The organism is Tatumella sp. JGM94, from assembly GCF_018257595.1.
Classification (GTDB): Bacteria; Pseudomonadota; Gammaproteobacteria; order Enterobacterales; family Enterobacteriaceae; genus Tatumella; species Tatumella punctata.
Window position 1 is genome coordinate 175,930 of the sequence record NZ_JAERJN010000003.1, and the last position, 26,788, is coordinate 202,717.

General features: G+C 50.1%; 24 protein-coding genes, 3 tRNA genes and 1 pseudogene. 11 read left to right on the forward strand and 17 right to left on the reverse strand.

Features of this window, described 5'->3' with window-relative positions; genetic code table 11:
• Positions 1-88: 88 nt before the first annotated feature.
• From miaA to nnr, 5 genes are read right to left on the reverse strand one after another with little or no spacing between them, the layout of a single operon-like run.
• Positions 89-1,039: a tRNA (adenosine(37)-N6)-dimethylallyltransferase MiaA gene (gene miaA, locus JK216_RS03680; RefSeq protein ID WP_212707121.1), complete on the reverse strand. Its 951-nt coding sequence runs from the start codon at positions 1,037-1,039 to the stop codon at positions 89-91.
• Positions 1,032-2,924, reverse strand: coding sequence for a DNA mismatch repair endonuclease MutL (gene mutL, locus JK216_RS03685; RefSeq protein ID WP_212711456.1), 1,893 nt, complete (start codon positions 2,922-2,924; stop codon positions 1,032-1,034). The genes miaA and mutL overlap by 8 nt, the downstream gene beginning before the upstream one ends.
• 50 nt (positions 2,925-2,974) lie before the next feature.
• Entirely contained in the window at positions 2,975-4,519 is a 1,545-nt protein-coding gene (locus tag JK216_RS03690; protein ID WP_249213015.1) for an N-acetylmuramoyl-L-alanine amidase, read from the reverse strand.
• A 38-nt stretch (positions 4,520-4,557) separates the two neighbouring features.
• Positions 4,558-5,034 carry a tRNA (adenosine(37)-N6)-threonylcarbamoyltransferase complex ATPase subunit type 1 TsaE gene (tsaE, locus tag JK216_RS03695; RefSeq protein WP_212707124.1) on the reverse strand — a complete coding sequence of 159 codons (477 nt, stop codon included), beginning with the start codon at positions 5,032-5,034 and terminating at the stop codon, positions 4,558-4,560.
• Between the two features lie 2 nt (positions 5,035-5,036).
• The gene (gene nnr / locus JK216_RS03700; RefSeq protein ID WP_212707125.1) at positions 5,037-6,545 is read right to left on the reverse strand and encodes a bifunctional ADP-dependent NAD(P)H-hydrate dehydratase/NAD(P)H-hydrate epimerase; all 1,509 of its coding nucleotides are present in this window, start codon (positions 6,543-6,545) and stop codon (positions 5,037-5,039) included.
• Between the two features lie 815 nt (positions 6,546-7,360).
• On the opposite strand from nnr, the gene JK216_RS03705 reads away from it, so the two are divergent.
• Positions 7,361-8,218: a branched-chain amino acid aminotransferase gene (locus JK216_RS03705; RefSeq protein WP_212711454.1), complete on the forward strand. Its 858-nt coding sequence runs from the start codon at positions 7,361-7,363 to the stop codon at positions 8,216-8,218.
• A gap of 169 nt (positions 8,219-8,387) precedes the next feature.
• Here JK216_RS03705 and JK216_RS17125 read toward each other — a convergent pair whose 3' ends face one another.
• The 5 genes and pseudogenes from JK216_RS17125 to JK216_RS03730 all read right to left on the reverse strand — a co-directional run.
• On the reverse strand, positions 8,388-8,912 hold the full coding sequence (locus JK216_RS17125) for a LysR substrate-binding domain-containing protein (RefSeq protein WP_212711453.1): 525 nt from the start codon (positions 8,910-8,912) through the stop codon (positions 8,388-8,390).
• 114 nt (positions 8,913-9,026) lie between these two features.
• Positions 9,027-9,102 (reverse strand) — tRNA-Gly (locus JK216_RS03715).
• Between the two features lie 138 nt (positions 9,103-9,240).
• A complete protein-coding gene (pgsA, locus tag JK216_RS03720; RefSeq protein WP_212706649.1) occupies positions 9,241-9,789 on the reverse strand; it encodes a CDP-diacylglycerol--glycerol-3-phosphate 3-phosphatidyltransferase in 549 nt (182 codons plus the stop codon).
• 69 nt (positions 9,790-9,858) lie between these two features.
• Entirely contained in the window at positions 9,859-11,691 is a 1,833-nt protein-coding gene (uvrC, locus tag JK216_RS03725; protein ID WP_212706650.1) for an excinuclease ABC subunit UvrC, read from the reverse strand.
• Positions 11,684-11,836, reverse strand: a pseudogene (locus JK216_RS03730) (LuxR C-terminal-related transcriptional regulator); the annotation flags it as partial. The gene uvrC and the pseudogene JK216_RS03730, both read right to left, overlap by 8 nt.
• A gap of 307 nt (positions 11,837-12,143) precedes the next feature.
• Between JK216_RS03730 and JK216_RS03735 the strand changes: the two are divergent.
• Together JK216_RS03735 and cycA are read left to right on the forward strand one after the other, a co-directional pair.
• Complete coding sequence (locus JK216_RS03735; protein WP_212706652.1) at positions 12,144-12,368, forward strand: DUF2594 family protein; 225 nt, start codon at positions 12,144-12,146, stop codon at positions 12,366-12,368.
• Between the two features lie 315 nt (positions 12,369-12,683).
• On the forward strand, positions 12,684-14,075 hold the full coding sequence (cycA, locus tag JK216_RS03740; protein ID WP_212711927.1) for a D-serine/D-alanine/glycine transporter: 1,392 nt from the start codon (positions 12,684-12,686) through the stop codon (positions 14,073-14,075).
• 144 nt (positions 14,076-14,219) lie between these two features.
• Here the strand turns inward: cycA and agp are convergent, their stop codons facing one another.
• The 3 genes from agp to JK216_RS03755 form a co-directional block, all read right to left on the reverse strand.
• Complete coding sequence (agp, locus tag JK216_RS03745; protein WP_212711926.1) at positions 14,220-15,719, reverse strand: bifunctional glucose-1-phosphatase/inositol phosphatase; 1,500 nt, start codon at positions 15,717-15,719, stop codon at positions 14,220-14,222.
• A 268-nt stretch (positions 15,720-15,987) separates the two neighbouring features.
• Positions 15,988-16,075 (reverse strand) — tRNA-Ser (locus JK216_RS03750).
• 1 nt (position 16,076) lies between these two features.
• A tRNA-Ser gene (locus JK216_RS03755) sits at positions 16,077-16,161 on the reverse strand.
• Positions 16,162-16,387: 226 nt separating this feature from the next.
• Between JK216_RS03755 and yccA the strand changes: the two genes are divergently transcribed.
• Positions 16,388-17,044: an FtsH protease modulator YccA gene (yccA, locus tag JK216_RS03760; protein ID WP_212706655.1), complete on the forward strand. Its 657-nt coding sequence runs from the start codon at positions 16,388-16,390 to the stop codon at positions 17,042-17,044.
• Between the two features lie 105 nt (positions 17,045-17,149).
• The gene (locus JK216_RS03765; RefSeq protein WP_212706656.1) at positions 17,150-17,476 is read left to right on the forward strand and encodes a TusE/DsrC/DsvC family sulfur relay protein; all 327 of its coding nucleotides are present in this window, start codon (positions 17,150-17,152) and stop codon (positions 17,474-17,476) included.
• Positions 17,477-17,485: 9 nt separating this feature from the next.
• Here the strand turns inward: JK216_RS03765 and JK216_RS03770 are convergent, their stop codons facing one another.
• The gene (locus JK216_RS03770; RefSeq protein WP_249213140.1) at positions 17,486-17,752 is read right to left on the reverse strand and encodes an acylphosphatase; all 267 of its coding nucleotides are present in this window, start codon (positions 17,750-17,752) and stop codon (positions 17,486-17,488) included.
• Between the two features lie 97 nt (positions 17,753-17,849).
• Here JK216_RS03770 and rlmI point away from each other — a divergent pair, with 97 nt between their 5' ends.
• The gene (gene rlmI, locus JK216_RS03775) at positions 17,850-19,040 is read left to right on the forward strand and encodes a 23S rRNA (cytosine(1962)-C(5))-methyltransferase RlmI (RefSeq protein WP_212711925.1); all 1,191 of its coding nucleotides are present in this window, start codon (positions 17,850-17,852) and stop codon (positions 19,038-19,040) included.
• A 57-nt stretch (positions 19,041-19,097) separates the two neighbouring features.
• Positions 19,098-19,412 (forward strand): heat shock protein HspQ, encoded by a 315-nt coding sequence (gene hspQ, locus JK216_RS03780; protein WP_212706659.1) that lies wholly within the window; start codon positions 19,098-19,100, stop codon positions 19,410-19,412.
• A gap of 18 nt (positions 19,413-19,430) precedes the next feature.
• Here the strand turns inward: hspQ and JK216_RS03785 are convergent, their stop codons facing one another.
• The gene (locus JK216_RS03785) at positions 19,431-19,853 is read right to left on the reverse strand and encodes a CoA-binding protein (protein WP_212710989.1); all 423 of its coding nucleotides are present in this window, start codon (positions 19,851-19,853) and stop codon (positions 19,431-19,433) included.
• A 173-nt stretch (positions 19,854-20,026) separates the two neighbouring features.
• Here JK216_RS03785 and JK216_RS03790 point away from each other — a divergent pair, with 173 nt between their 5' ends.
• Together JK216_RS03790 and JK216_RS03795 are read left to right on the forward strand one after the other, a co-directional pair.
• Positions 20,027-20,632, forward strand: coding sequence for a DUF2057 family protein (locus JK216_RS03790; protein ID WP_212711924.1), 606 nt, complete (start codon positions 20,027-20,029; stop codon positions 20,630-20,632).
• A 68-nt stretch (positions 20,633-20,700) separates the two neighbouring features.
• Positions 20,701-21,180: a methylglyoxal synthase gene (locus tag JK216_RS03795; RefSeq protein WP_212706662.1), complete on the forward strand. Its 480-nt coding sequence runs from the start codon at positions 20,701-20,703 to the stop codon at positions 21,178-21,180.
• A 5-nt stretch (positions 21,181-21,185) separates the two neighbouring features.
• Here JK216_RS03795 and helD read toward each other — a convergent pair whose 3' ends face one another.
• Entirely contained in the window at positions 21,186-23,240 is a 2,055-nt protein-coding gene (gene helD, locus JK216_RS03800; protein ID WP_212706663.1) for a DNA helicase IV, read from the reverse strand.
• 122 nt (positions 23,241-23,362) lie between these two features.
• On the opposite strand from helD, the gene JK216_RS03805 reads away from it, so the two are divergent.
• Positions 23,363-23,806 (forward strand): YccF domain-containing protein, encoded by a 444-nt coding sequence (locus JK216_RS03805; RefSeq protein WP_212706664.1) that lies wholly within the window; start codon positions 23,363-23,365, stop codon positions 23,804-23,806.
• Positions 23,807-23,820: 14 nt separating this feature from the next.
• The gene (yccS, locus tag JK216_RS03810) at positions 23,821-25,965 is read left to right on the forward strand and encodes a YccS family putative transporter (protein WP_212706665.1); all 2,145 of its coding nucleotides are present in this window, start codon (positions 23,821-23,823) and stop codon (positions 25,963-25,965) included.
• Here yccS and JK216_RS03815 read toward each other — a convergent pair.
• The gene (locus tag JK216_RS03815) at positions 25,952-26,590 is read right to left on the reverse strand and encodes a TfoX/Sxy family DNA transformation protein (RefSeq protein ID WP_212706666.1); all 639 of its coding nucleotides are present in this window, start codon (positions 26,588-26,590) and stop codon (positions 25,952-25,954) included. The genes yccS and JK216_RS03815 overlap by 14 nt on opposite strands.
• Between the last annotated feature and the right edge of the window lie 198 nt (positions 26,591-26,788).

Below are 26,788 nucleotides of genomic sequence, written 5' to 3' on the forward strand. Positions count from 1 at the left end.
CTTATATGCTTGTTGTTTATTATTTCAGAACCAACAGTGTAAAAATTGCGAAAAATTTTGCGCACGGTAACGAATCAATTGTACACAATCACCGAATGTTAGCACTAACTACCTGCATAATCGCATCTTGTGCCAATGCGGGTTGATCACTGTCAAGCCAGTGAACATTTTGCCAGCCACGTAACCAGGTCATCTGCCGTTTTGCCAGCTGTCGTGTGGCACAGATTCCGCGAAAAACCATTTCATCGTAATCTGTTTCACCCGATAAAAATGCCCACATCTGGCGATAGCCCACACAGCGAATTGACGGCATATCCGTATGCAGATCACCTCGTGCAAATAATTCCCGTGCTTCAGCCTCAAAGCCCGACGCCAGCATCTGCTGAAAACGTAACGCAATGCGCTCATGCAATAATTCCCGGGTTGCAGGCGCAATAGCGAACTGCATCACATCGTAGGGTAACGTTTCACCAGAAATTTTTGTCAGCTCAGTTAAAGTTTTACCCGAAATCAGGAAAACTTCCAGTGCCCTTGAGAGTCTCTGCGGATCATTCGGATGAATACGCAGACCCGCTTCAGGATCTATCTGACATAAATCACGATGCAGGGACTCCCATCCCTCATTTTTCGCTCTGTCTTCCAGCTGTTTGCGGACTTCAGGGTTTGCCGCAGGCAACGGTGACAATCCCTCAAGTAACGCTTTGAAATAGAGCATCGTTCCGCCAACAAGCAACGGAATACGCCCGTCTCTTACAATATCATCCATTTCTTTCAGCGCATCACGACAGAAATCTGCCGCTGAATATGCTTCAGCAGGATCCCGGATATCCAGCAACCGGTGCGGCGCCAGGGCCAGTTCTTCTGCCGAAGGTTTTGCGGTACCGATATCCATCCCTTTATAGATCAACGCAGAATCGACACTGATAATTTCCACCGGCAGCTTCTGGCGCAATGCAATGGCCTGTGCCGTTTTTCCGGAGGCTGTCGGCCCCATTAAAAATATCGCCTTCGGCCGGCTGGCCTGGTTTATTTCACTCATTTTTCAACGCTTCAAAGACATTATCTAAATCTACTGCCTGCAATAAGCCTGCCGGAGGTGCTGAAACCAGCGACGGTGTCAGCCTCTCCAGATCTGCCAGTAAGGCAATAGCCTGTGAGTGATTCCATTCCGAGTGAACAGTGTGGCAACGTGACGCCAGCCACTGGGCGAGTTGCTCTGCACCGACCTCTGACTGCAGGGCAAGATAGCCTAACAGTTCCGGAATCAAGTTTTGTAAATTTTGTGTTCGTAATGGTAAAGGCACACCACGTAAGGTCACATGCTGCGCATCTGTCGCAAAATCCATTCCCAGATATTGCAGGCTGTCGATGTGGGTTGTCAGGGCCCGGAGTTCCTGCTTCCCTGCTTTCAGGCGTACGGGGATCAGTAATGGCTGAGTACGCAGCGGCTCCCCGTCCGGTTGTAATTGCGCACGGATCAGCCAGCGTGCTGCGACTGTCAGGGAAATGATCCTCAGGCCCTGAGCGTTTTCCGTCACGGCATACGACTGGCGCAGCACCGTAAGCACCCGGCCAAAGCTCTGCTGATGGGCCTCCAGTGGTGAGTCTGTGGCTACTGGCCCGGGAGCTGATATACCGGTCGCCAGCGGCTCACGAGCAGCCGATAACATACGCTGGTAGGCCTCTCCCTGTTTCGCCTGATACCCTTCGCCAGAAAAAGTTTCCCTCGCAGGCCTGCTGGTGGCAGTGCTGCCACCACTGCGGCTCTGGCGGGCAGGCGGTTCACTGCTGCGGGTATCCCTCTCCGGGTGTCGCTCCGTCTCAGGTGGTGAGGAGAAACGGTTCGTTCCGGCAGAACGACGATTCTCCGGCGTGTGGCTGGCTGAAGGGGGATTATGTTGCGACTCTGTCAGCGGATCCCGTTGTGCTGCACTCTGTAAAGCACTGAGAACGCCCTGGTAAATAAAATCATGTACCAGACGTGACTGATGAAAACGCACTTCATGCTTGGCCGGATGTACATTAACATCAACCTGGTGGGGATCAATTTGCAAATAAAGCACATAAGCCGGCTGCTGATCATCCCCCAGCTTGTCCTGATATGCCTGGCGGATAGCGTGGTTGATCAACTTATCGCGCATCATACGACCGTTCACGTAACAATACTGCACGTCAGTGATCTGCCGTGCGCCCTGAGGTTCAGCCACCCATCCGTTCAGATTCAGCGAACCATGTTGCCACTCAAGGTACAGGGCATGCTCAACAAAAGTTGTCCCGCAAATAGCCCCTAAACGACGCTCACGCTGACGCTGGTCATTGGCAATCCGGTACTGACGCACCATTTTACCGTTATGGCTAAGGGACAGTTCCACGTCAAAACGTACCAGCGCAATCCGGCGAATAATTTCGTCGATATGGGTAAATTCGGTTTTTTCGGTACGTAAAAACTTACGCCGGGCGGGCGTATTATAAAACAGGTCTAAGACTTCCAGGGTAGTACCGCAAGGGTGCGCAGCGGGTTTCAGTGTTACTGCCATATCACGGCCTTCGGCATAGGCCTGCCATGCGCCGCTCTGCTCTGCGGTGCGTGACGTCAGTATCAGCCGCGACACCGAACTGATACTGGCCAGCGCCTCTCCTCGGAAGCCGAGACTCATAATGGCTTCAAGGTCATCCAGACTGGTAATCTTACTGGTGGCATGACGGGCCAGGGCCATCGCCAGTTCATCTTTAGCAATACCCGCGCCATTGTCCCGGATAGAAATACGCTTAGCTCCGCCTTTTTCTATCCCGATATCAATTTTCGTCGCCCCGGCATCCAGACTATTTTCCACCAGCTCTTTCACCACTGATGCCGGACGCTCTACCACCTCTCCGGCAGCTATCTGGTTAGCCAGCTGAGGTGGTAATATCTGTATAGCCATAGCCGATCCCCGCAGAAATAGCTTATCAACAGCCTCCGTTTCCGGATAATTTATGGCTGAGAAATAGTCAGAGTCTGGCCCAGCATTACATTTTCTGAGCGCATATTATTTTGTTGCATAATAGTTTTACCACTGACGCCGTAGCGCGCAGCAATACTGCTTAATGAATCACCTTTGACGACCTTATGCTTAATCATCGACGCTTTTCTGGCTACCGGCACACTTTTTCCGGCCACAGCGACCTTCAGACGTTGTCCTGTCCAGACGCCTTCTTTTTTCAGTTTATTTAGCGCTACCAGTGAACCCGGGGTGACACCATAGCGCTGAGCGATCCCTGACAGGGTTTCTCCCCGCTGCACAATATGGATGTGTGTCGTTCCCTTGCTAAGATTTCCCGCGGAACTCACCGCAATGGCTTTATTCTCTTTCTGCGGAATACTTTGCAGCGGATGGGTTTTAAAATAGTTATACAGCCCGTGATAGATAGCTTTCGCTATTTTATCCTGATAAGCACTGCTGCCCAGTAAACGTTCTTCCTGACGGTTACTGATGAATCCGGTTTCAACCAGTAACGACGGTATATCCGGTGACCGTAACACACCGAGACTGGCATGCTCTGGTAAACGTTTATGCATCGGGGTGACCACCCGCAGTTGCTGAATCACTTTGACGGCCACGTCATACCCTACCCGCTGCGAGTGCCCAAACTGCAGGTCCAGTACTGCCTGGCTAAAATAGGGGTCAGCTTTATTGCTTGCCAGCAGATCACCGGCACCGCCTAATAACTCAGATTGCTTCTCTGTTTTTTCCAGCCAGCCTGCCATTTCAGAATTTGCCCGCCGGTTTGAAAGTACCCAGACCGAAGCACCACTGGCTGTATGGCTGGGTGCTGAATCCGCATGGACAGACAACAGCAGATTGGCGTTTTCTTTACGTGCCACTTCCGAACGGCCCATTACTGATACGTAGTAATCCCCGTTACGGGTCATAACGGCCTTGAACATCCGGTTAGCATTCAGCAGTTTCTGTAATTTACGGGCAATAGAAATAGTGACATTTTTCTCTTTCAGGCCATTCTGGCCGATAGCGCCCGGGTCCTGTCCGCCATGGCCTGCATCAATAGCAATGATGACCTGCTCGTTACGCTGCGGTTGACTCACCGTCGTCGCAACTGCCTGACTGGCCGGTGGCTGCACCACCTGCGGGGTCACCGGACTGACCGGCGCTGCTTTGGCCGTTTGTCGCCCGCGTAAAGAAAAAATGACCTGATACTGATCACCTTGTTGTGTTAGCCGGGTGACAGTGCTGGCCGGCTGAGTCAGTTCGAACACCAGCCGGAAACTCTGATTATCCGCCGGTTGACTGGTACGAATGCGTTTTACAATATTTTCACCACTGAAGTTCAGCGGCAGGCCATTAATTTTCCCGGTCTGACGAATATCCATCACGACTCGTTCAGGATTGTGCAGAGAAAACCATGAATAGGCAGGTTTACCGCTAAAATGCAGGGTCACTGTCGTCAGTGAGTCGCCGTTCCGGACACCAATATTGGACAAGCTCGCCGCGACAGAAAGCCCCGGGAGCAGCAATATCATCCACAGAAACAGCCGGTAACGGCTAAAAAACCGCCGTGTCATATCTCTTTCCCGTCCGCGGTCAGTATGCTCAGCAGCGTTTCACCATACGGGCTTTCGGCAACAATTTCTGCCTGACGGGCATCACTGACGTAACTCATCGTTACCGTCAGGTCAGGGTCAGGTAAGAAACCGTTTCCGCGCTGCGGCCATTCCACCAGACAGATGGCATCCCCGGAAAAATAATCACGGATCCCCATAAACTCCAGTTCTTCCGGATCAGCCAGCCGGTATAAATCGAAATGATATATTGCACGATCACCAAGGGTATAGGGCTCAACCAGCGTATAAGTCGGACTTTTTACATTACCCTGATGCCCAAGTGCCTGAATAAAACCACGGCTAAAGGTGGTTTTTCCTGCCCCCAAATCACCATACAGGTAAATGACCGTGGCACGCTGGCTGGCAAGTGCCAGGGCAGCACCTAATCGGAGGGTAGCTGATTCGTCGGGTAAAGAGATTACAGAGGTTTTCATTCTTATTTCAGATTCATTTCCGGATTAACTAATCGCCTGAGCGGATAAAATAAATCGCTGGCTAACATACCCCGCATACCATACTCACGGGCAACAAGATCGGCAGCACCGCCATGGGCAACAACGCCTGCGCAGGCTGCATCATAGAGAGAGAGTTTCTGTCCGGCAAGTGCAGCAATGATACCGCTCAGTACATCGCCCATTCCTCCGCTAGCCATCCCCGGATTGCCCACATCAGCAATCACCGTCGCTCCGCTTTCAGACGCTATCACAGTACCGGCACCTTTAAGCACCACTACTCCGCCATAACGCTGTACCAGCTTATGTGCCGCCTGCAGCCGGTTACTCTCCACAACCTGAACCGATGTACCTAACAACCTGGCAGCTTCCCCCGGATGAGGGGTCAGGATGCGATTCTGACGTGTATCGGGGTCGATTGCCAGAAGGTTAAGGGCATCCGCATCCCAAAGTGTGTCTTTTTTACTTTTTTTTACCTGAGCAAGGATTCGGCGTCCCCAGTCTCTCTGGCCAAGGCCGGGACCGGTCACCACTATATCGGCCCAGTCGATACTTTCCTGTAATCGTTGTTCTGACACCGCAGCCACCATAAGTTCCGGACGAGCGGCCAGTAACGCGGTCACATGTTGCGGATGGGTCAGTACCCGTACCAACCCGGCACCACTGCGTAATGCGGCTTCTGCTGCCAGCCTTATAGCACCGCCGGTCCCCTCATCTCCCCCTGCCAGTAATAGCCGGCCATTATTCCCTTTATGTGCGGTTGCATTGCGGGGGAGGATCCAGCCCGATAAATCTGCCGTATCTTTACGACGGATCGGCGGCTCGCTATATATTTCACTGAGGGATGGCCCCAGCGGATCCACAAGGATCTTCCCGCAGTATTCCCGGGCTTGACCGGTCAGTAAACCTGCTTTTAAGGCAATAAAACTCAGTGTTACTGTCGCTTTGATCGCCTCTCCGGGTACGGCTCCCGTATCAGCCATCAGCCCTGACGGAATATCCAGTGCCAGCACCGGGCAAGATCGTTGTAAGGTTTTACGGATCAACTGACAATAAGGCTCTTGCGGTGCCCGGTTCAGTCCTATTCCCAGTAACCCGTCAATGATCAAATCCTCGTCACCGGGCCATTCACCGTCAGCAGCTGTGCATTTTCCGCCACACTCAAGCCACTTTTCCCGTGCACGGTGAGCTTCCGGCGGCGCATTCTGCCAGTCACAGGCGACCAGAGTTACCTGATATCCCGCCTGTTTTGCCAGCCGGGCGATAATATAGCCATCGCCACCGTTATTACCGCCACCGCACAGGACCCGCCAGTGTCTGGCCTCTGGCCATAACTGACATGCTCTGGCAAAAGCAGCCTGCCCGGCACGCTCCATCAGCGTATAAGGGCTGATACCCTCGGTTTCACATAAATATTTTTCAAGCCGGGGAAAGTGAGCGACAGGCCATACAGCTTCAGGTAATAACGGGGAACAGGGATCCTGAACAGACATTTGCCACCTCTTACGGGAGATAACGACAGGCAGCCACCATATCATGCTCCCGGTCCAAAATGGAGCTGACCCGCAGATATTGCAACTTCATACTTTACCTGCGCCGCGAGGTTTTATCCGATCCTGAGATAACATCGTGCTGAATTTTCTGACCGGAAATTTTTCTGTGGATAAAAATAAAAACGCTTGGTGATTCAAGGTGTACAGACGAAATATGACCAATACTGCATCAGGAAGATATTTGAATTATAAATAATTAAATCAATGCATTAAACACGACAATATCCGTTCGTGATGTCGGTAAGTTATGAGGAATGTTGTATGGGCGATTGTGGATAACTCTGTTCACAGAAAACGGAATATTACCATTAATACTGGGCAATATTTCGGGAAACAGGTCACTGATTGTAATGTTACCCACAGATTTCCATCTGGCGATGAATTTCGGGGAGGCGCATTATGCCGCTATCACCTGCTGATAGCAATCATCAAATCACATCCCTGAGACTGAATGGTTATTATTTGTTCATGTCAAAAAATACAGCCACTGAAAAAATCAGTATTAACTGGAATAATACGATAGTTATCAGACAACTATATTGGATTAGTAGCAGATCATTAATTTAATCAATGATCCTTAAGTACTGAGCAGGATCATCACTACGGCCGGAATAGATCGCATCAAAATCATCCCTGCAGAAACTATTCAGTGGCTACTTTTTCTTGCTATGCTGGGATTCGTTGTTGTTGTTCCTGTTTTCTGAACAACATCGTTTCAATAGTAAATAATCTATCGGCAATCTGGAAAATAAATAATGAATAGTCGCGAAATCATCTGGTTTGATGGGGAGTGGAGTACCAAGGATAAACCGGTTATTGGTTTAACCGATCATGCACTATGGATGGCCTCCGGAGTGTTCGATGGTGCCCGTTCCGTTAAAGGCCATCTGCCGGATTTGGATGCCCACTGTCAGCGGGCGATAAAGTCAGCTATTACCATGGGAATGGCACCTAAAATTTCTGCAGAAAATATTGCTGATTTAGTCCGTGAAGGCTTAACTCAGCTGCCACATGATACCGATTATTATATTAAAGTACTGTTCTTTTCACCGGGCGGATTCCTGTTACCGGATCCGGGCAGTACAACTTTCGCACTGCATATTTTTGAAACTGCGCTTCCGGAAGATAACGGTTTCAGTGCGACTTTCAGCCCTTATCGCCGTCCGGATGCCAGCATGGCGCCTACCGAAGCGAAAGCCTCCTGCCTGTATCCGAATACACAGCGTATTATCCGTGAAGCTAACCAGCGCGGCTTCAATACCGCCGTAGTACTGGATGCCGAAGGCAATATTGCCGAGTTTGCTGCGGCAAATCTCTGGATTGTTAAACAGGGTACCGCGTATACCCCGTTACCTAATGGCAGCTTTCTGAACGGAATTACCCGCCAGCGGGTGATTAAACTGCTGCGCGCAGAAGGTATTCCGGTGGAAGAAGTCACACTGACAACGGAAGATGTACTGAACGCTGACGAAATTTTCAGTACCGGTAACCATGGCAAAGTATTGCACTGTAATCGTATTGAAGAAAAAACATTATCCTGTGGCCCTGTCAGCAGCCTGGCCCGCCGGTTATATCAGGACTTTACCTTACAGTCTGAAAAAGTGACCGGCTGACCTGCCGCTTTCCATTGCTATAGAATCGTCAGCGTAAATCGGCGCTGACTTTTTTTGCCGGTCATTTCTGCCCCGCTTTCTCTGCCAGTCACCTGCATACCTTAGTCATATGACCAGTACGGAGGTGACCCGAATTTTTCGGCAAGAAAGTCACTGACGGTACGGACATTCAGCGGGATAAACCGCGCCCGGGGATAGACCATGGCAATAACGCTTTTTCCTGACTGACTCCGGCCTGCCACTCCGGTAATAGTCGAATAAACCGTTTTTGTCGTAACAGTTCACCTGCCTGCCAGTCCGGCATTAACACAATATCAGCCCCCTTAAGGGCTGCGTTGACCAGTGTTTCCGCATTGTTTGATAACAGAATCGCGTCCGGGGCGTGAATGATCGGGGCCTGATCTCCGCGACTGAGAAAAATGCGTTGTGCTCCCATCACACCGTTATAGACCAGCAAACGATGCGCAGCCAAATCTGCGGGGGAGAGAGGAAAACCGAAGCGTGACACATACTCAGGGTAGTGCCCGGCTAATTCCGCCAGCCAGGGAGCGATATGCTTTTGACCGAATACAACCGGGGCGTTAATCCTGACCAGCCCTGCCGGTGAATTCTGGCGATCACGCAAACGCTGTGCCGTATCATTCAGTACCTGGCGGAAAGTATTACCATACATCAGCCCGGCTTCGTTTGGCACGATAGTCCGGGTATTACGGTAAGGTTGTCTGAGGGAAAATAGCAACGAAAAAAGGACCCGAAGGTCCTTTTTTCTGCGACTTGCAAATACTCTCTCGTTTCGCAAATCTGAATCTGGAGCGGGAAACGAGACTCGAACTCGCGACCCCGACCTTGGCAAGGTCGTGCTCTACCAACTGAGCTATTCCCGCAATATTATCCATCGCTGATAAAGCGTATAAGCTGTATCCGGACAATTTTTTGATGTGCTGTATTCTACTAAGCACGACAGACCAGTCAACCATTTTTTCAATGACAGCAATCATTTGCTGTCATTTTCATCGCATTGCTTACTGATCGAGCAAGTCTTTGCGGGCCGCACTCAGGTACTGGAACATCGACCAGAAAGTTAATGCCGCCGCTATATACAGTGCCAGAATACCGGCAAGCTCGACACTGCTGTTAGGCCGCCACAGCAAGGCAACTAATGCCAGCATCTGTGCGGTTGTCTTTACTTTGCCAATCCATGAAACTGCCACACTGCTACGTTTTCCTATTTCAGCCATCCATTCACGCAGCGCAGAAATAATAATTTCCCGTGCAATCATGGTTGCAGCCGGTAATGTAATCCACCAGGAGTGAAAATATTCAGCCACCAGCACCAGTGCAATTGCCACCATAACTTTATCTGCTACCGGGTCGAGAAATGCACCAAAAGCAGTGGTTTGTTTCCAGCGCCGCGCCAGAAAACCATCAAACCAGTCAGTAATCGCCGCAAGGACGAACAATAACGCACAGCAGACCGGCGCCCAGCTAAAAGGCAGGTAAAACGCCAGTACAAAAAAGGGAATTAAAACAACCCTGAACAGCGTGAGATAGGTCGGTATGTTAAATTGCATAGGGGACTGACAGCCTGGATACGGTAGCGATAGCCTCTATGTTGCTACATTGCCCCTGCTGTTTCAATGCTAGTGTTTGAGAGAATGGAATATTTTTTCCGCCAGAGCCACAGAAATCCCGGGAACCCTGGCAATTTCATCAACAGTGGCATTTTTTAATGGCTGCAAGCCCCCCATATATTTCAGTAACTGCTGGCGACGTTTAGGTCCGATCCCTTCAATGCCTTCCAGGCTGCTGGCCGATTTTACTTTCGCCCGTTTCAGACGGTGTCCGGAGATCGCATGGTTATGAGATTCATCACGGATATGCTGAATAACATGCAGTGCCGGTGAGTCAGGAGGTAATGACATCCCCTCGCCTTCTGCATCGAGAAATAAGGTTTCCAGCCCGGCTTTACGGTCACTGCCCTTTGCCACGCCCAGTAATAGCGGGTGGTTTTTGTCCCAGTCGACTTCCAGCCCCGCAAAAACATCTTTCGCCTGAGCCAGTTGCCCCTTACCACCATCAATCACAATAACATCAGGAATTTTACTTGCCTCGAGTGCTTTACTGTAACGCCGCTGCAGTACCTGATTCATTGCCGCATAATCATCCCCCGGTGTAATGCCGGTAATATTATAACGCCGGTATTCGGCACGCAGCGGGCCATTGGTATCAAAGACAACACAGGATGCAACCGTTTGTTCACCCATAGTATGGCTGATATCAAAACATTCCATCCGTCGAATTGCGGGCAGACTAAGATAGCTGGCCAGTGCAGCCAGCCGCTGATGGACCGTTGACTGCTGTGCCAGTCTTGACGTCAGTGCTGTCGCCGCATTCGTTCTGGCGAGCTTAAGATACCGTGCTCTGTCGCCACGGGGTTTGCTTTGCAGGCTGATTTTACGCCCCGCCATTTCTGACAAAGATTCACTCAGCACACTGATTTCAGGCAAGGTAAAATCGAGCAGAATATCACCCGGTAACGTACGGACTTCACTGCCCTGCAGATAAAACTGACCGACAAACGTCTGCACAACTTCTGCAAGCTCAGTACCCGGTGGCACTTTAGGGAAATAACTCCGGCTGCCCAGTACTTTCCCCTGACGGATAAACAGGACATGGACACAGGCCATCCCTGAATCGAAAGCAATACTGATAGCATCCAGGTCATCCCCCTGGTTTGATACAAATTGTTTTTCGGTGATCTGTCTGACCGCCTGAATCTGGTCACGGAGCCGGGCTGCTTCTTCGAATTTTAGCTCTGCACTTGCCTGCTCCATGCGACTGATCAGTAATTTCAATACCTGATCATCTTTCCCCGCGAGGAATAAACGGACGTATTCGGTCTGTTGCTGATATTCCTGTTCCGTGACCAGCCCGCTGACACAGGGCCCCAGACAGCGACCTATCTGATATTGCAGACAGGGACGCGACCGGTTGCGATAAACATTGTTCTCACATTGCCGGATAGGAAAGACTTTCTGCAAAATGGCCAGGGTTTCGCGCACTGCACTGCCATTAGGAAAAGGACCAAAATATTCACCTTTCGCCTGTCTGGCACCACGGTGGGATGCAAGCCGTGGATGCTTATCATTACTGAGCAGGATGAAAGGATAAGATTTATCATCCCGCAGCAAGACATTATAGCGGGGCTGGTATAGTTTAATGTAGTTGTGTTCAAGCAGTAAGGCTTCCGTTTCACTGTGGGTCACGGTGACATCAATATGCACAATATGCGCCACCAGAGCCTCTGTTTTCCGGCCCGGGACCTGAGCGCGGAAGTAACTGCTCAGTCGTTTTTTAAGGTCTTTCGCTTTACCTACATAGATAACTTCATCACCGGTACCGTACATACGGTATACACCCGGCTGGTGGGTCACTGTCCGAAGAAAATCTGCAGGGTCAAAAATATCATTCACTGCTTATCACCAAATCCGTATTAATCAGCCCGTGACGTATGGCAAGAGGTGCCAGCTCTGCATCGCCGTTGATATTCAGTTTACTGAACATACGGTAACGGTAACTATTCACTGTTTCAGGGCTGAGGTTCAACTGTATTGAGAGAAGAAACAACCGGGTTTATTTCTGGCAGTTTGACATAAAAGGCCGCCGGGATCCGTTGAGAGACATTACGTTTTTGACTCTTATCAAATTCTGATTATAGCAATAGTTGCCGAACCTTCTCTGTCTTTTACCGGATAATACCCGCGAGAAATACAGGCTATCCGCTGTTTTCCGTTATTTCCCCGCCGGTCTTCCCCCGCCAATACCGGCCTCTGTGTCAGGCGGAAAATGCTAATGCCCCCATCATGATTCTGTTATAATCCACGCCATTATGGCAAGGTATTGCCGGTTAACGGAGTCTGAAACAATGAATTATGTAGAATTTCCTACAGAAAAAAACCCTGAAGCATTATCCCGTGAAGTCACCTGTCTGAAGATGATGATAACCTGTATTTTGCAATCCATGAGCCAGGTCGATGCCGGTAAGGCGATCCTGAATATGGAGCGTTATCTGGCTTCACTGGATGCTGACGCCGATACCGAATTATTTATTACCACGCTGAAACAGATTAAAGCGGGCTATTTGCAATAATAGTCTGTTTTCCTGTCTCCCCTGAGGCAGGAAACATTCCCCTCTTCTGACCTGCTGCTGTTTGTTATGGCTGCCTGTATCACCCGGCCATAGATGCTCCGCTGCCCTTGTCCTTCAGAAATACCGGGTGAAAAATCATCACTTAGCATGGCCGGTTACGCTGGTTATTCCTCCGGTTGCAGAGAGTGTGGTACAAGGTAAACAGGCCCCGTCAGGGCGCTGCCATTTACTGGCTACGAAATACTGACTATCGTCCGGACAGATAACAACAAAACAGCCAACAGAGCTGAAAAAACAATCACAGGAAATAAAAACATGACACATCAACCTCAGGATAATGTGACCGGTGAGGATCCGCAAAAACTGCGGCGTAATTTAAATAATCGCCATATACAATTGATAGCGATTGGTGGCGCTATCGGCACCGGATTATTTATGGGATCCGGAAAAACCATCAGTCTTGCCGGACCATCGATAATTTTCGTCTATATGCTGATCGGCTTTATGCTGTTTTTCGTTATGCGGGCGATGGGCGAATTATTACTGTCAAATATGGAATATAAATCCTTTAGCGATTTTGCAGCGGACTTACTCGGCCCGTGGGCCGGTTATTTTACTGGCTGGACATACTGGTTTTGCTGGGTTGTCACCGGTATTGCTGACATTGTTGCTATTACGTCATATTTGCAGTTCTGGATGCCGGGATTCTCTGTCTGGATGAGCGCCATACTCTGTATTGCCGTTTTCCTGGTCCTGAATATTGCGACTGTAAAACTGTTCGGCGAAATGGAGTTCTGGTTTGCTATTATCAAAATAGTCGCCATTATTGCGCTGATCGCCACAGGAATTGTTTTAACCGGTATTCACTACAGCGCACCGGACGGTACCCGGGCGGCTGTCAGTAATATCTGGTCCCACGGCGGCTTTTTCCCGAAAGGTCTGAGCGGTTTCTTTGCCGGATTTCAGATTGCCGTATTCGCGTTTGTCGGTATTGAGCTGGTGGGGACGACTGCCGCCGAAACCCGCGATCCGCAAAAGGTTCTGCCACGGGCAATTAACGCTATCCCGTTACGTATCATTATGTTCTACGTCTGTTCTCTGTTAGTCATTATGGCAGTGACGCCCTGGGACCTGGTCGTTCCTTCACGCAGCCCGTTTGTCGAAATGTTTGTGCTTACAGGTTTACCTGCGGCTGCCGGTATTGTGAACTTCGTCGTGCTTACCTCCGCAGCGTCATCCGCCAATAGTGGTATTTTTTCCACCAGCCGGATGCTATTTGGTCTGGCGGAACAAGGGGTTGCTCATCGCAGGTTTGCCCGTCTGTCAGCACGCTCCGTCCCGGTCAGTGGTCTGCTATTTTCATGCCTCTGCCTGCTGGCAGGAATCGCCCTGATTTATCTGATCCCTAATGTCATGACCGTATTTACTCTGGTGACGACTGTTTCCGCTATTTTATTTATGTTCGTCTGGTCGATCATTTTATGCAGTTACCTTGTTTACCGCAAAACCAGGCCGCAACTACATAATATTTCAGAGTTTAAAATGCCGGCAGGGAAAGTAATGAGCCGGGTATGCCTGCTATTTTTTGCTTTTGTCTTAGTGCTATTGACCTTACAGCCGGATACCCGTCAGGCACTGATGGTAACGCCATTATGGTTTATTGTGCTGGCTATCGGCTGGCAGGTGCAAAAACGTAAAGCTGCATAAGTGCCCGATTAAGAACAGGGTCAGTCCCCTGTTCTTAGTGCTTACCACTGGATAAAAAAGGCAGCCCCGCATTATTTGATTTGCGGGGCTGCCTTTTTATATCACTGTACGGTCAGCAGATGACTGATATTGCTGCACCGGAAATCAGTGCTTTTCTCCGCCACTATCCTGACTGTGACCCGACCGGGATTGTCCGGCCTCTGCCCCTGAGGCGTGAGTAGCGTCTGTGGACGTCCGCTGGGCTGGTGCCGGCTCGCTGCGTTTCGCCGGTTTCTCTGCCGCGGGTTGCGCAGAAGCAGCCGTCCCGGCTGCCGTGGTTACGGCTCCATCCTTCGGCTGCGGGCCCGCAGCTGCAGGAGTGTCAGTAGTTGCCATATGCGGTTGCATAGCCGTTCCCTGCAGTGCGGTATTCAGCACAGTCGCGAAATCGGACCAGGCACAGTATCCGTTGCTGTCCGTCGGACAACCTTCCAGTTGTAAAGTCACCCGTTGCGGCGGATGACTCAGACTCAGCGGCTCCGCATCTCGCAATTGCTGAGTGCTCTGATAAACGTATTCGATTTTCAACAGATCTTTGTTGTTGTTTTTATCATGCCAGCGTTCAAATACCAGCTGTCCGCCAATCGGCGTCTGTTCATACTGGCCCGGTAACTGGTAAGGTTTCACTTTCAGATCTGCCAGTAATGATGCGATATTCGAATCGTGCCCGACCATAAAGGTGAATACCGGCGCGCTGGATTTATCCTGGTCAATCAGCTGACTGCGTATATAGTCAACCAGCGGCGCAGCAACATCATGGGCAACCGGTGGTGTAGTGAACAGAATATCCTGGTAGGCATTTTTTATTTCAGACAAGGCTTTCCATTGATCCGGGGTTTTAATTTGTCCCCATGCCACCTGATCAGCCGGGAATCCCTGGTAATACTGTAACGTGAACGCATCAACCAGCGCGTTGCCGATTTTCAATGGCCCGTCAACCGAAGGTTCCTTGCCTTTTTCGATGCTGAAAGTATTGGCCATACTTCCCGGGCTGCATTTTTCTTTACCTTTACACAGGGGAGCGTTCGCGAAATCAGCCACTTTATTCAGCTGGCTGTAAGCGCCCTGCAATTGCGACTGCTGCTGTTTCTCAGCGGCGACCATCGCTTCAATTGCCGCCTTTTTAAATTCAGCACTGCCGTTAGTGATCACCGGATTAAATACCGGATCCATGGTACCCATTGCATCCTGATGGGTAATGGCAATATCACACCCGGGGAAAGCACCACTGACAAAGAATTGTGCTGTGGCTACAGTACGCTGCAGGCTGTTAGCATAAACAAATACTGACGCCGGGTTCGGACACTGGTTTTTATCAATTACTCCCTGCCTGGCCAGCCAGTCATGGGTATATTTCCCCATGTAAGCTTCAAGCACTCCGCCACGGGTGGTCAGTTCACCACCGGCAACATCCCATTGCGGCCAGCTCCGGCTGGCAGACTGCTCAAGAATACTGCCTCCATTCGCCAGCGGCGCCCGCAGGTTATGACGGCTCAGCATTAAAACCTGTTCCAGTTGCATACCATTTTCTTCCGCCAGAGCGTTCAGACTTACAGGTAATGCCGCCAGCACCGCGAGAGTGCACAAGCTTAATTTTTTAATCATTGTAACTAATCCATGAATTCTGAGGGGCACGGGTTATTGTCTCTGACAGATTCCTTGCAGATCAACAGGCTGTCAGCCGCCTTTCACTCTTCTCCGGCGACGTCTGTCAGAGCAAAGATTTCCATCACTATAGCAAACTTCATTGCCAGCGTTAGTGAGAATAGACTGTTTCTGTGCGTGTAAAGTTCCCGCCACTGGCGGAAAAGCGCTCAGGGAGGAGACTACCGACGAAAAAAAACCAGCCTGGTAGCTGGTTTCTTCTGAAATATGGCGGAGGAGGAGAGATTCGAACTCTCGGATGGTTTCCCATCGGCGGTTTTCAAGACCGCTGCCTTCAGCCGCTCGGCCACCCCTCCGTAAGGGNNNNAGAGATTCGAACTCTCGGATGGTTTCCCATCGGCGGTTTTCAAGACCGCTGCCTTCAGCCGCTCGGCCACCCCTCCGCAATGAGGCGCACTATAAACATCCCCCACGATGTTGTAAAGCCCCGATAGCTCCATTCGCCTGAAAAACAGCCAATTTATGGGTGAATGCTGGCAAGTTCAGCATATTGCTGGTTTTAATAGCAATTCAGCACGTAAAGATGGGTAAAACGACTTCATCCGTAGCAGGGCGATGCGTATTCTGCTGTGATTAAAATATTATTTCTGAATTATTAAGGAGTCTTTATGGACAGAATTCTTTCCTCTGGTCGCAACAGCAGTTTACTCAGCACTCATAAGGTGTTGAGAAATACCTATTTCCTGCTGGGCCTCACTCTGGCTTTTTCCGCGGTGACAGCAACCGCCAGTACTTTGCTGGCCCTTCCGGCTCCGGGATTTATTCTGATGCTGGCCGGTTTTTACGGACTGATGTTTCTTACCTATCGCCTGGCTGACAGACCTGCGGGAATTCTGGCAGCATTTGCGTTTACCGGTTTTCTCGGGTATTGCCTCGGCCCGATTCTGAGCAGCTTCCTGGCAGCAGGCATGGGCGATGTTATTGCTCTGGCGTTAGGCGGTACTGCTCTGGTATTTTTTTGTTGCTCTGCCTATGTTCTGACTACCCGAAAAGATATGTCTTTCCTGGGCGGAATGATGATGGCGGGCTTTGTGGTGCTACTGGTCGGTATGGTGGCTAACCTGTTTCTGCATCTTCCGGCGTTGCAAATGGCCCTGAGTGCCCTGTTTATTCTGTTCTCGACCGGCGCAATCCTCTGGGAAACCAGTAATATCATCCATGGCGGCGAAACTAACTATATCCGTGCAACAGTCAGCCTGTATGTGTCTCTGTATAATATTTTTGTCAGTCTGCTGAGCCTGTTAGGCCTTTCCCGCAGTAACTGATCCTCGCCTCTCCGCCGTCCTGACAAATAATACCCGCTGATGCGGGTATTTTTTCACCCTTAACTCTTTGCTACACTGCCTGCCGGTTAAGAATGAGGATAAAAAGTGAAGTTTGCCGGTAATGATATTGAAACTGACGCAGAAGGTTACCTGAAACATCCTGCAGACTGGTCGGCTGAACTGGCGGCAGAAATTGCTGCCGGTGAAGAGATTACTATGACTGATGCCCACTGGCAGGTGGTGCGCCTGGTACGTGATTTTTACCTGGAATTTAACACTTCTCCGGCAATACGTATGCTGGTGAAAGCAATGGCCAGAGAGTTTGGCGAAGAAAAAGGTAACAGCCGTTATCTGTTCAGGCTGTTTCCGCAAGGGCCGGCGAAGCAAGCCACCAAAATTGCCGGATTGCCCAAACCGGCTAAGTGCCTGTAAAGCCGGTACTCAGCCAGTTATAAATCCCCGGATTTGCTGCTCCGTTGTTATTTGCTGAACCCCGACATGAGCAACGCTGGCTGCCGGAGGCCCCCCTGCCGAGATCCATGCCAGTATATGGTCAACGTCACGGACATCTCCTGCCAGCAGGATCTCCACACTGCCGTCGGGAAGGTTTTTGGCGTAACCAGACACCCGGTATTTGATCGCCTGCTGTCGGGTACTGCCACGGAAAAATACGCCCTGTACCCGGCCTGATACTCTGACTTTATACATTACCTGCATCCTGTTTCCTCCGCGGTTCACTCTCCGGTTTGCAATTTTCCGATATCCGCTTAACAATACCGCCTTTATTCTCTGGTAACTGTATATTATGACTGCCCGATTAATTCTTTCCAGGGGACGTGAAAAATCCCTGTTACGCCGCCATCCGTGGGTTTTCTCCGGCGCCATCAGCCGTGTTGAAGGTAATGCCATTTCCGGTGAGACGGTCGATGTCTGTGACCATAAAGGCAGCTGGCTGGCAAAGGCAGCCTGGTCCCCCCAGTCACAAATCCGCGCCAGAGTATGGAGCTGGCAGGCTGATGAAACTATTGATATCGCCTTCTTTGAGCAAAAGATCAGAAAAGCCGGCCAGTGGCGTCAGTGGCTGGCAAAAGCTGACTCCCTTGACAGCTATCGCTTAATCGCCGGAGAGTCTGACGGCTTACCGGGTGTGACAATCGATAAATTTTCCGACTATCTGGTCGTACAGTTATTGTCTGCCGGGGCAGAATACCAGCGTCCGGCCATTATTACGGCTCTGCAAAACTGCTTCCCTGAATGCTCAATATATGATCGTTCTGATGTTTCTGTCCGTAAGAAAGAAGGTCTGCCATTAAGTCACGGATTGATTTCCGGCCAGCAACCCCCTGCCCTGTTACCAATCTCTGAGCATGGTATGAAACTGCTGGTAGATATAAAAGCAGGACATAAAACCGGATATTATCTTGACCAGCGCGACAGCCGCTTTGCTCTGCGCCGTTACAGCGAAAATGCCCGTGTCCTGAACTGCTTTTCGTATACCGGCGGGTTTGCAGTCTCTGCCCTGATGGGGGGATGTCAGGAAGTTATCAGTGTTGATACTTCGGAAGCAGCGCTGGATATTGCGCGACAGAACGTGGAACTGAATCAGCTGCCTCTGAGTAAAGCACAGTTTATCCGTGATGATGTGTTCAAACTGTTGCGTACCTACCGCGATACCGGCGAAAAATTCGATGTTATTGTCATGGATCCGCCCAAATTTGTTGAAAATAAAAATCAGCTGGCAGGCGCATGCCGTGGCTATAAAGATATCAATATGCTGGCCATGCAGTTACTGAACCCCGGAGGGATTTTATTAACCTTCTCCTGTTCCGGACTGATGACGGTTGACCTGTTTCAGAAAGTGGTTGCTGATGCCGCCCTTGATGCCGGAAAAAACGTACAGTTTGTCGACCAGTTACGTCAGGCAGCCGATCATCCGGTCATCTCGAGCTATCCTGAAGGGTTATACCTGAAAGGGTTTGTTTGTTACGTCGAATAGCTTGAAAAAAAGTACACTGCCCTTATATCTGATGGAGAGAATCTTCCGGAGGTATTTATGATAAGCAGTAAATTTGGCATTGGTCAGCAAGTCCGGCACAGGCTATCCGGTACTCTGGGAGTGATTGTTGATGTCGATGCCGAGTTTTCTCTCGATATGCAAGCATCCGATGAGAACAGCAGTGACATTGCAGGAACCAGCCCCTGGTACCATGTAGTTATGGAAGATGAATCCGGCGATACTGTGCATACTTATATCGCCGAATTCCAGCTGACCGGTGAAGTCTATGATGAACACCCCGATCAGCCAGTGCTTGATGAGCTGGCCGAAAATGTGCGCCAGCAGTTGCAGGCACCTTATCGCTGCCACTGAGTCTCTTTCCTTTGCCTGTCAGACAGGCAAAGGCGGTATTTCCAGCCGGTTAATTTCGATTTTCGTACATTTATTTTCCACAACGATCAGCCCGGCCTGCCGGGCTATATTTACCGCCTGTGGATTTACTGTGCCCGGCTGTAACCACAATACGGGTATTTGACGGGCAATGGCCCGGGTCGCGATAGCCGGAACCACCTCCGGATTGCGGAATACATCAACCATATCGATACTTCCCGGCACCTCGTCAAGAGATGCATATCCTTGCTGACCCGCAACTGTTTTCCCGGCCATTCGCGGGCTGACCGGGATCACCTGATAACCATGCTGCAATAAAAACATCATCACCTGCCACGCAGGACGTTGCGGATTATCACTGGCCCCGACTAATGCAATTCGCCGGGTACCGGTTAATATTTTACGGATATCTGAGTCATTCATTATTCAGCCTCCTGTTATTCCTGCTGCTTTATCAGCCAGAACACCTGCCAGTTAACCGCAGCATATTCAGACAGTCACCGATATATCGCACAATAAATATGACAAAATGTAAAAGTTGATGCCATAATAGTAACTGTTAATAAATTTCCGTCACGGGGCTTCCGGGAGCAACCATGAAGTTTGTAGTAACACTCTTCTGCCTACTGCTAAGTGGTTACACTTCAGCGGCTGAAGCCCTGAGCTTCAGGCTAAACCCGCAGATGAATTTACTGGTGCTGGACGGAAATAAACTGCCGGGCAGCCTGCTCAAAGGAGCTGACAGCATCGAACTGGATCGCGGACAGCACCAGATCCTGTTTACCCTTGACACACCCGGGCCATCGCCTGCTTTTATCATCACATTTACCGCTGACAGCCGGGCGGTCAGTGTTGTTATGCCACAGATTACCGTTCCCGGTGCCTTACCGCGTCCGCTGACTTCCCGTTTCCGTTTTCTGGTGGTGGACGAACATAATCGTCAACTGCCAGCCATTCAGGATCAGCTGCCACTGCAACCGGCGACCAATTATGTCGCAGCAATAGCTGATTATAACCGTCACAACCATAAAGCATCGGTTGAAAAATTTGTCCTTGCAGGATCACAGAGTAACCCGCTGCAAACGGAATCACTCAGGGAAAACCGTCATCTGCAACTGCCGGCCACTGAACAACCATTATCTCTTTCCGGCTGGTCTTTCCATACGCTGGTTTCATGGCTGCGCGCATTACGAACCAGTTGAACCCTGATTCAGGCCCGCGTTACACTGCCATAACAACCTGTGTATCCGCTTAATTAAAAGGATCAATAATGGAGCAGACAGTCAGAACGTTGCCGGAAAGTAAACATATAGCCCTGGTCGCACATGACAATTGTAAAGCGTCTCTTCTCGACTGGGTTAAAAAAAATCAGCCATCTCTGGCTTCTCATACTTTATATGCGACCGGGACTACCGGTAATCTAATCAACTCGCACTGTGGTCTGCAGGTTAATCCTTTATTAAGCGGGCCATTAGGCGGTGACCAACAGGTCGGCGCGATGATCTCCGAAGGTAAAATCGATATGCTGATTTTTTTCTGGGATCCGCTGAACGCCGTACCCCACGACCCGGATGTTAAAGCATTACTTCGTCTGGCAACTGTCTGGAATATTCCTGTAGCCACCAACCGCTCTACTGCCGACTTTATTGTTAATTCAGCCCTGTATACTCAACGGGTCGGAATAACCATTCCGGATTATCCGCGCTATATGGCAGAACGCCTGCAAGAGCCATTATTAAATAATGGCTGACAGGATCAGGGTTTACGCGCCACCGGTACACCGAGCTCCCGCAGCTCGTCCACAAAACAGGACGGAGCGGATTTATCATACAACAGCCAGAGTTGTTTCCTGGCCCGGGTCATCGCAACATATGCCAGCCGCCGCTCTTCTGCATCCGGGAAGTCTTCGGCTACGGGGAGTAATCCCTGTTCGATAACGGATTCGCGCTCAGCGGCAGGGAAGCCGTTTATTCCGTTATTTAGCCCCAGCACTATCACATAATCTGCTTCCCCGCCTTTGCTGGCATGGAAGGTCATAAAAGATAACGAAAGCTTAGGCCAGCGGGTCGGAGCTTTATCCAGAACTGATGGTCTGAGGTAATGATAGCGTGCCAGAATCAGTATTTTTTCATCATTCCCTGCATAGCCACTCATTTTATTGAGCAATGCTTCCAGAGAATCTTCTTCCAGCAGTGTTACAGACTTACGGCTGCCTTTAGTCAGACTGTTAAGCTCTTTTTTCATCTGTCGCGGATTTTTCTGGATAAAGCGGTTCGCAACATGACCGATTTGCTGATTAAAACGATAGGTCGTATCCAGGATACAGATATCGCCTTCACCGAATTGCTGATGGAAACCGGTTGTAAGATTCACCTCTCCGCCAGAAAAACGATAGATCGCCTGCCAGTCGTCGCCTGTCGCATACAGACTGCTGCGTTTGTTTTGTTTACGCAATGCCGTAATCAGTGCCGCACGTTGCGGGGAAAGGTCCTGGAATTCATCTGCCATGATATATTTCCACGGACTGATAAAACGGCCCTTTTCCAGTAAGGCTACCGCCTGCTGGATCAAACCGGCAAAATCGACCGCGCCTTCCTGTTTCAGCTGACTTTTCCAGGCTTTCAGTAACGGGGCCATAAGCCTGATACGTTTACCGAATAGCACCCGTATTTCTTCAGGCACCTCGGCGATCATTGCTGCCTGTGCTCCGCCATGATTTCTCATCAGAGACACCCAGCGTTCCAGCCTGCCGGATAATTGGCTGACCAGCGTTTTATCCTGCCAGAACTGTTCAGGTAATAGCCCCCACTGCAGCTCCTCCTGTAACCAGCTCCGCCAGCCATTGGCGTAAGACTTCTTTTCTGTACATTGCTGCTGCCAGACATCTGTCAGCATCTGCCGCCGGAAATCGGAGTCTGTTTCCAGCTGACTGATCAGGGGACGTTTATTACTGCCCTGCTGAATAATATGCAACGCCAGTGAGTGGAAGGTCCGGGCGGTAATTGATGATTCACCGGTGGATTTAATTACCCGCTGGTCCATTTCTTCTGCTGCCTGCCGGCCAAAAGCCAGCAGCAAAATCTGATCAGCAGAGGCCAGCTTTCGTTTCAATAGCCAGGCAGTACGGGCGGCGAGTACCGAGGTTTTACCGCTGCCGGCCCCGGCCAGAACCAGCAGTGACTCCTCTCCGTTAATTACCGCGCGGCACTGGGAAGCATTTAACGGGGAAGATTCTACAGAAGCGAAAAAATCCTGGTAACGGGTCAGGATTTCATCTGACCATTGACGGTTACGTTCTGCTCGTTGTTTATCTGTCGACCGGAGCCAGCACAGACAAAAGTCCCACAGGGGACGGCAAGGCTCGAATTCGGGGATCCGTTCCGCGGGCAAAGGTAATGCTGAGAATTTATCACGTATTTTCTCACTAAACCCGGCGACATCATTGCGGGTCAGCCAGCAGTCACGCTGTATCTGGCTTAACAGATATTGCTGTAATTCATTCAGTACCTGATAACAGACATCGGCCATTTGCTGGCTCCACTGCTGCCAGGTATGCAGTAAATGCTGGTAGAATTGGCGCGTTTCCTGCCATTCAGTACCATGAAGTCTGACGACTTTCTTTTCAGGAAGCAGAAATTCCAGTTCTCCCCATACCATCCCTCGTTTACACTGAATATCCAGTAACTGATTAAATGGGATAATATATTCATGACGGTCGCCGCTCACTTCAACACCCGCCGGTAGCAAACGGACCCGGTTATAAGGATGCTGTGCCAGACGTTTACCCATTGAAGTCGCTTTTAGTTCCATGCTTCACGCCGTTTTTAGCCATTGCTGATGTAACAGTTTAACTGCGGGTGCCTGAGTGCTCCAGATAAAAAACAGGTTACACAGCAGTCACTGAGTAAGACAGCCGAAAGGATAGTAATCTGATGAGAACCGTACTCAATATTCTCAATTTTGTACTTGGCGGATTTGCCACCACCCTGGCCTGGTTTTGTGCCACTCTGCTGACCATTGTGCTGATTTTCACACTCCCGCTGACCCGTTCTTGCTGGGAAATTACCCGGTTATCGTTGTTCCCTTTCGGTAACGAAGCTATCCATGTTGATGAACTGCAGCCGCAAAATAAGAATGCACTGCGTAATTCCGGCGGAACTCTGCTGAATATATTCTGGTTTATATTTTTCGGCTGGTGGCTGTGCCTGACGCATATCTTTGCCGGAATTGTACAATGCCTGTCGATCATCGGTATTCCTGTCGGCATTGCAAATTTCAAAATTGCCGCCATTGCTCTGTGGCCGGTAGGCCGCCGTGTGGTATCGGTTGAAGAAGCAAAAATGGCCCGCGAGAACGCGGCACGTCTGCGGTTTTAAGGGAAAACGGATTAATGAAGTCAGGTTCGACCATGCTCAATGGCTGGCACACTTTTCTGATGAATAAACTATGGCGTGACCCGGTGCGAATTTTTATCGCCATGACGGGTTGTGTCGTGCTGTCCTGGTCATTACAGACGATTACGTGGACCATACCGTTAATTCTCGGGGTGGTTGCTGCAGGGCTGACCGATATTGATGACCGTCTGAGCGGTCGTTTACGTAATATGGTGATTACCCTTGCCTGTTTTTGTCTGGCAGCGGTCTCTGTGGAACTTCTTTTCCCTTATCCGCTGTTCTTTCTGATCGGGCTGGCAGTCTCCAGCTGGATCTTTATCCTGCTGGGAGCACTGGGACAGCGCTATGCCACCATCGCTTTTGGCGCGTTACTGATTGCCATCTATACCATGCTGGGGATCCATCTGTTCAGCCACTGGTATACTCAGCCGCTACTGCTGCTGGCAGGGGCACTCTGGTATAATTTGCTGACCATGGTGATGCACCTGTTTTTCCCCGTACAGCCGGTGCAGCTACAGTTATCCTCCACCTACAGTCAGCTGGCCAGTTATCTGGATGCCAAAGCAAATCTGTTTGATCCGGATGCGGAAGGCGCGGATGATTTATCACTGATCCAGGCTGCGCTGGTAAACAGCCAGCTGGTTTCTCAGTTCAATATTACCAAAACCGCTATTCAGAGCCGGATCAGCGGCGAACGTGCCGCCCGCGGCAGCCGCCGTTCACTGCTGTACTACTTTGCCGCCCAGGAAATTCACGAACGTGCTAATTCTTCACATATTCAGTACCATCAACTGCGTGATCAATGGCGTTATAGTGAAATTCTGTTCCGTTTTCAGCGGTTACTGAATATGCAGGCAGGGGCCTGTCGTCAGGTCGCCCATTCCGTGACGATGAACACACCTTATCATCATGACCATCGCTTTGAACGGGCTTTTTTTCATCTGCAACAGGCGCTGGACCGGCTGACACAGCAATACCCTGATGATCCTCAGTCCCGCGGATTGCACTGGTTACTGCGTAATCTGAAAGCGATCGACGACCAGCTGATTTCTATCGCCTCTGAACAGATATTGAACCATCTGTGGCAAAACAGTGATACCCATTTATCGCGCGAAGGTCTGACCGGATGGCAGGACGTGCGCCTGCGCCTGACACGCCACCTGAGCCCGAAATCCCCTCTGTTCCGTCATGCTGTCAGGGTATCTTTAGTACTCTGTATTGGTTATGCCTTTATCAGCCTGACGGGACTTGAGCATGGTTACTGGATCCTGCTGACCAGTTTATTTGTCTGCCAGCCAAATTACAGTGCCACCAAAAAACGTCTGGCTTTACGTATAATCGGTACTCTGGCAGGGATTATCATCGGATTACCGGTTCTGTGGCTGGTGCCTTCGGTGCAGGGGCAGTTAATTCTGATAGTGATCACCGGGGTACTGTTTTTTGCCTTCCGGCTGATTCAGTACGCACAGGCGACTCTGTTTATTACATTACTGGCATTGCTGAGTTTTAATCTGCTGGGCCAGGGATTCGACGTCGCATTACCGAGGATTATTGATACGCTTATCGGATGTGCGCTGGCATGGATGGCGGTGGCCTGGATATTCCCGGACTGGCGCTACCGTCAGCTGCCCGATGTGATCAATAAGGCGCTGGCAGCGAATGCTAAATATCTGGATGCCATTATGGTCCAGTATCATGAGGGCAAGGATAACCGAATGTCTTATCGGGTCGCGCGCCGTGATGCACATAATTCGGATGCCGAGCTGGCACTGGTTATTTCCAACCTGAACGCAGGAAACGGTTTACATCAGCCAGTAAAAGATGTGGCTTTCCGGGTACTTTGCCTTAATCACAGCCTGCTGAGTTATATTGCAGCACTCGGTGCCCACCGTGAGAAAATCGAACGCAGCGATTTACTGCAACTCATCGATGATGCCGTCAGTCTGACCGAAAATGTGTTACAGATGAGCCCGGCGGGTGAGCAACAGATTCCGGAAAAACTACAGGCATTAACCCGCGAGATGAATACTATAGAAGCCAACCCGGAGAGTCATCAGCCGGTGATACTGCAACAGATTGGCTTAATACTGAAAGTCCTTCCCGAACTGCTTAATATCCGCCAGGAAATCAACGCCCTTTAACCCCCGGCGGTAGCGGATAGGCAGATGCTTTAATAAACTGCTGATACCAGTGCCTCAGTTCTTCTTTCACCTCTCTGGTCAGTACCTCCTGGTGCTGGCCGGAGATTGCCCCCTGCAACGCATACAGAGTTTTAATTCCAAGATGTTTGTTGTTATTTTTTAGCCTTGTCCAGCTTTGCTTCGCGCCCAGCTCACGCAACCGGCTAATGGTCGGCACGCCGGCTTCTTTCAATAATACTTCCAGACGGATACTCAGGTTAGGCAGGTCTTTTAAACGGTGACAGTCAAGTTGTGCCTGACGCAATGCTCTGGCTTCATTCAGGGAGCTACGCGACAGGCCCAGCAATACGTCCTGGTGGCCCCAGAGCTGATGATCCACCCGATAATAATTAAGACTGACGCACTGTCCGCGTTTATGAAAAATAAATGGCTGCAGAGGCCGCATCTGCAGATAAGTATGCATTTCTTCACTGGCCCGCAAATACAGTTCACCTTCACTCACCAAAGCAAACACAATTTTCTCAACCGATAAAGAATATCCGCCGAACTGGGTACGTGACTGAATGTCACCTAATGCTGAAAGCTGTTTCTTTGATTCTTCAATACGTTGACCGGATGTTTTCATCGCGAACCTCCCTGGTTCTGGCAATGGCATAACTGCCAATAAAATAATACTTATCAACATGTTAGAAGTTAAACAAAAGCTATTAGTAGTTCAATGCATAAATAGCCGTTTGGCCGGTTAGTTTTGGATTATGCGAACTGTTTTCAGAAAAATGATTGATCTTTATCCATAACCGGAATACTGTATATACATACAGTT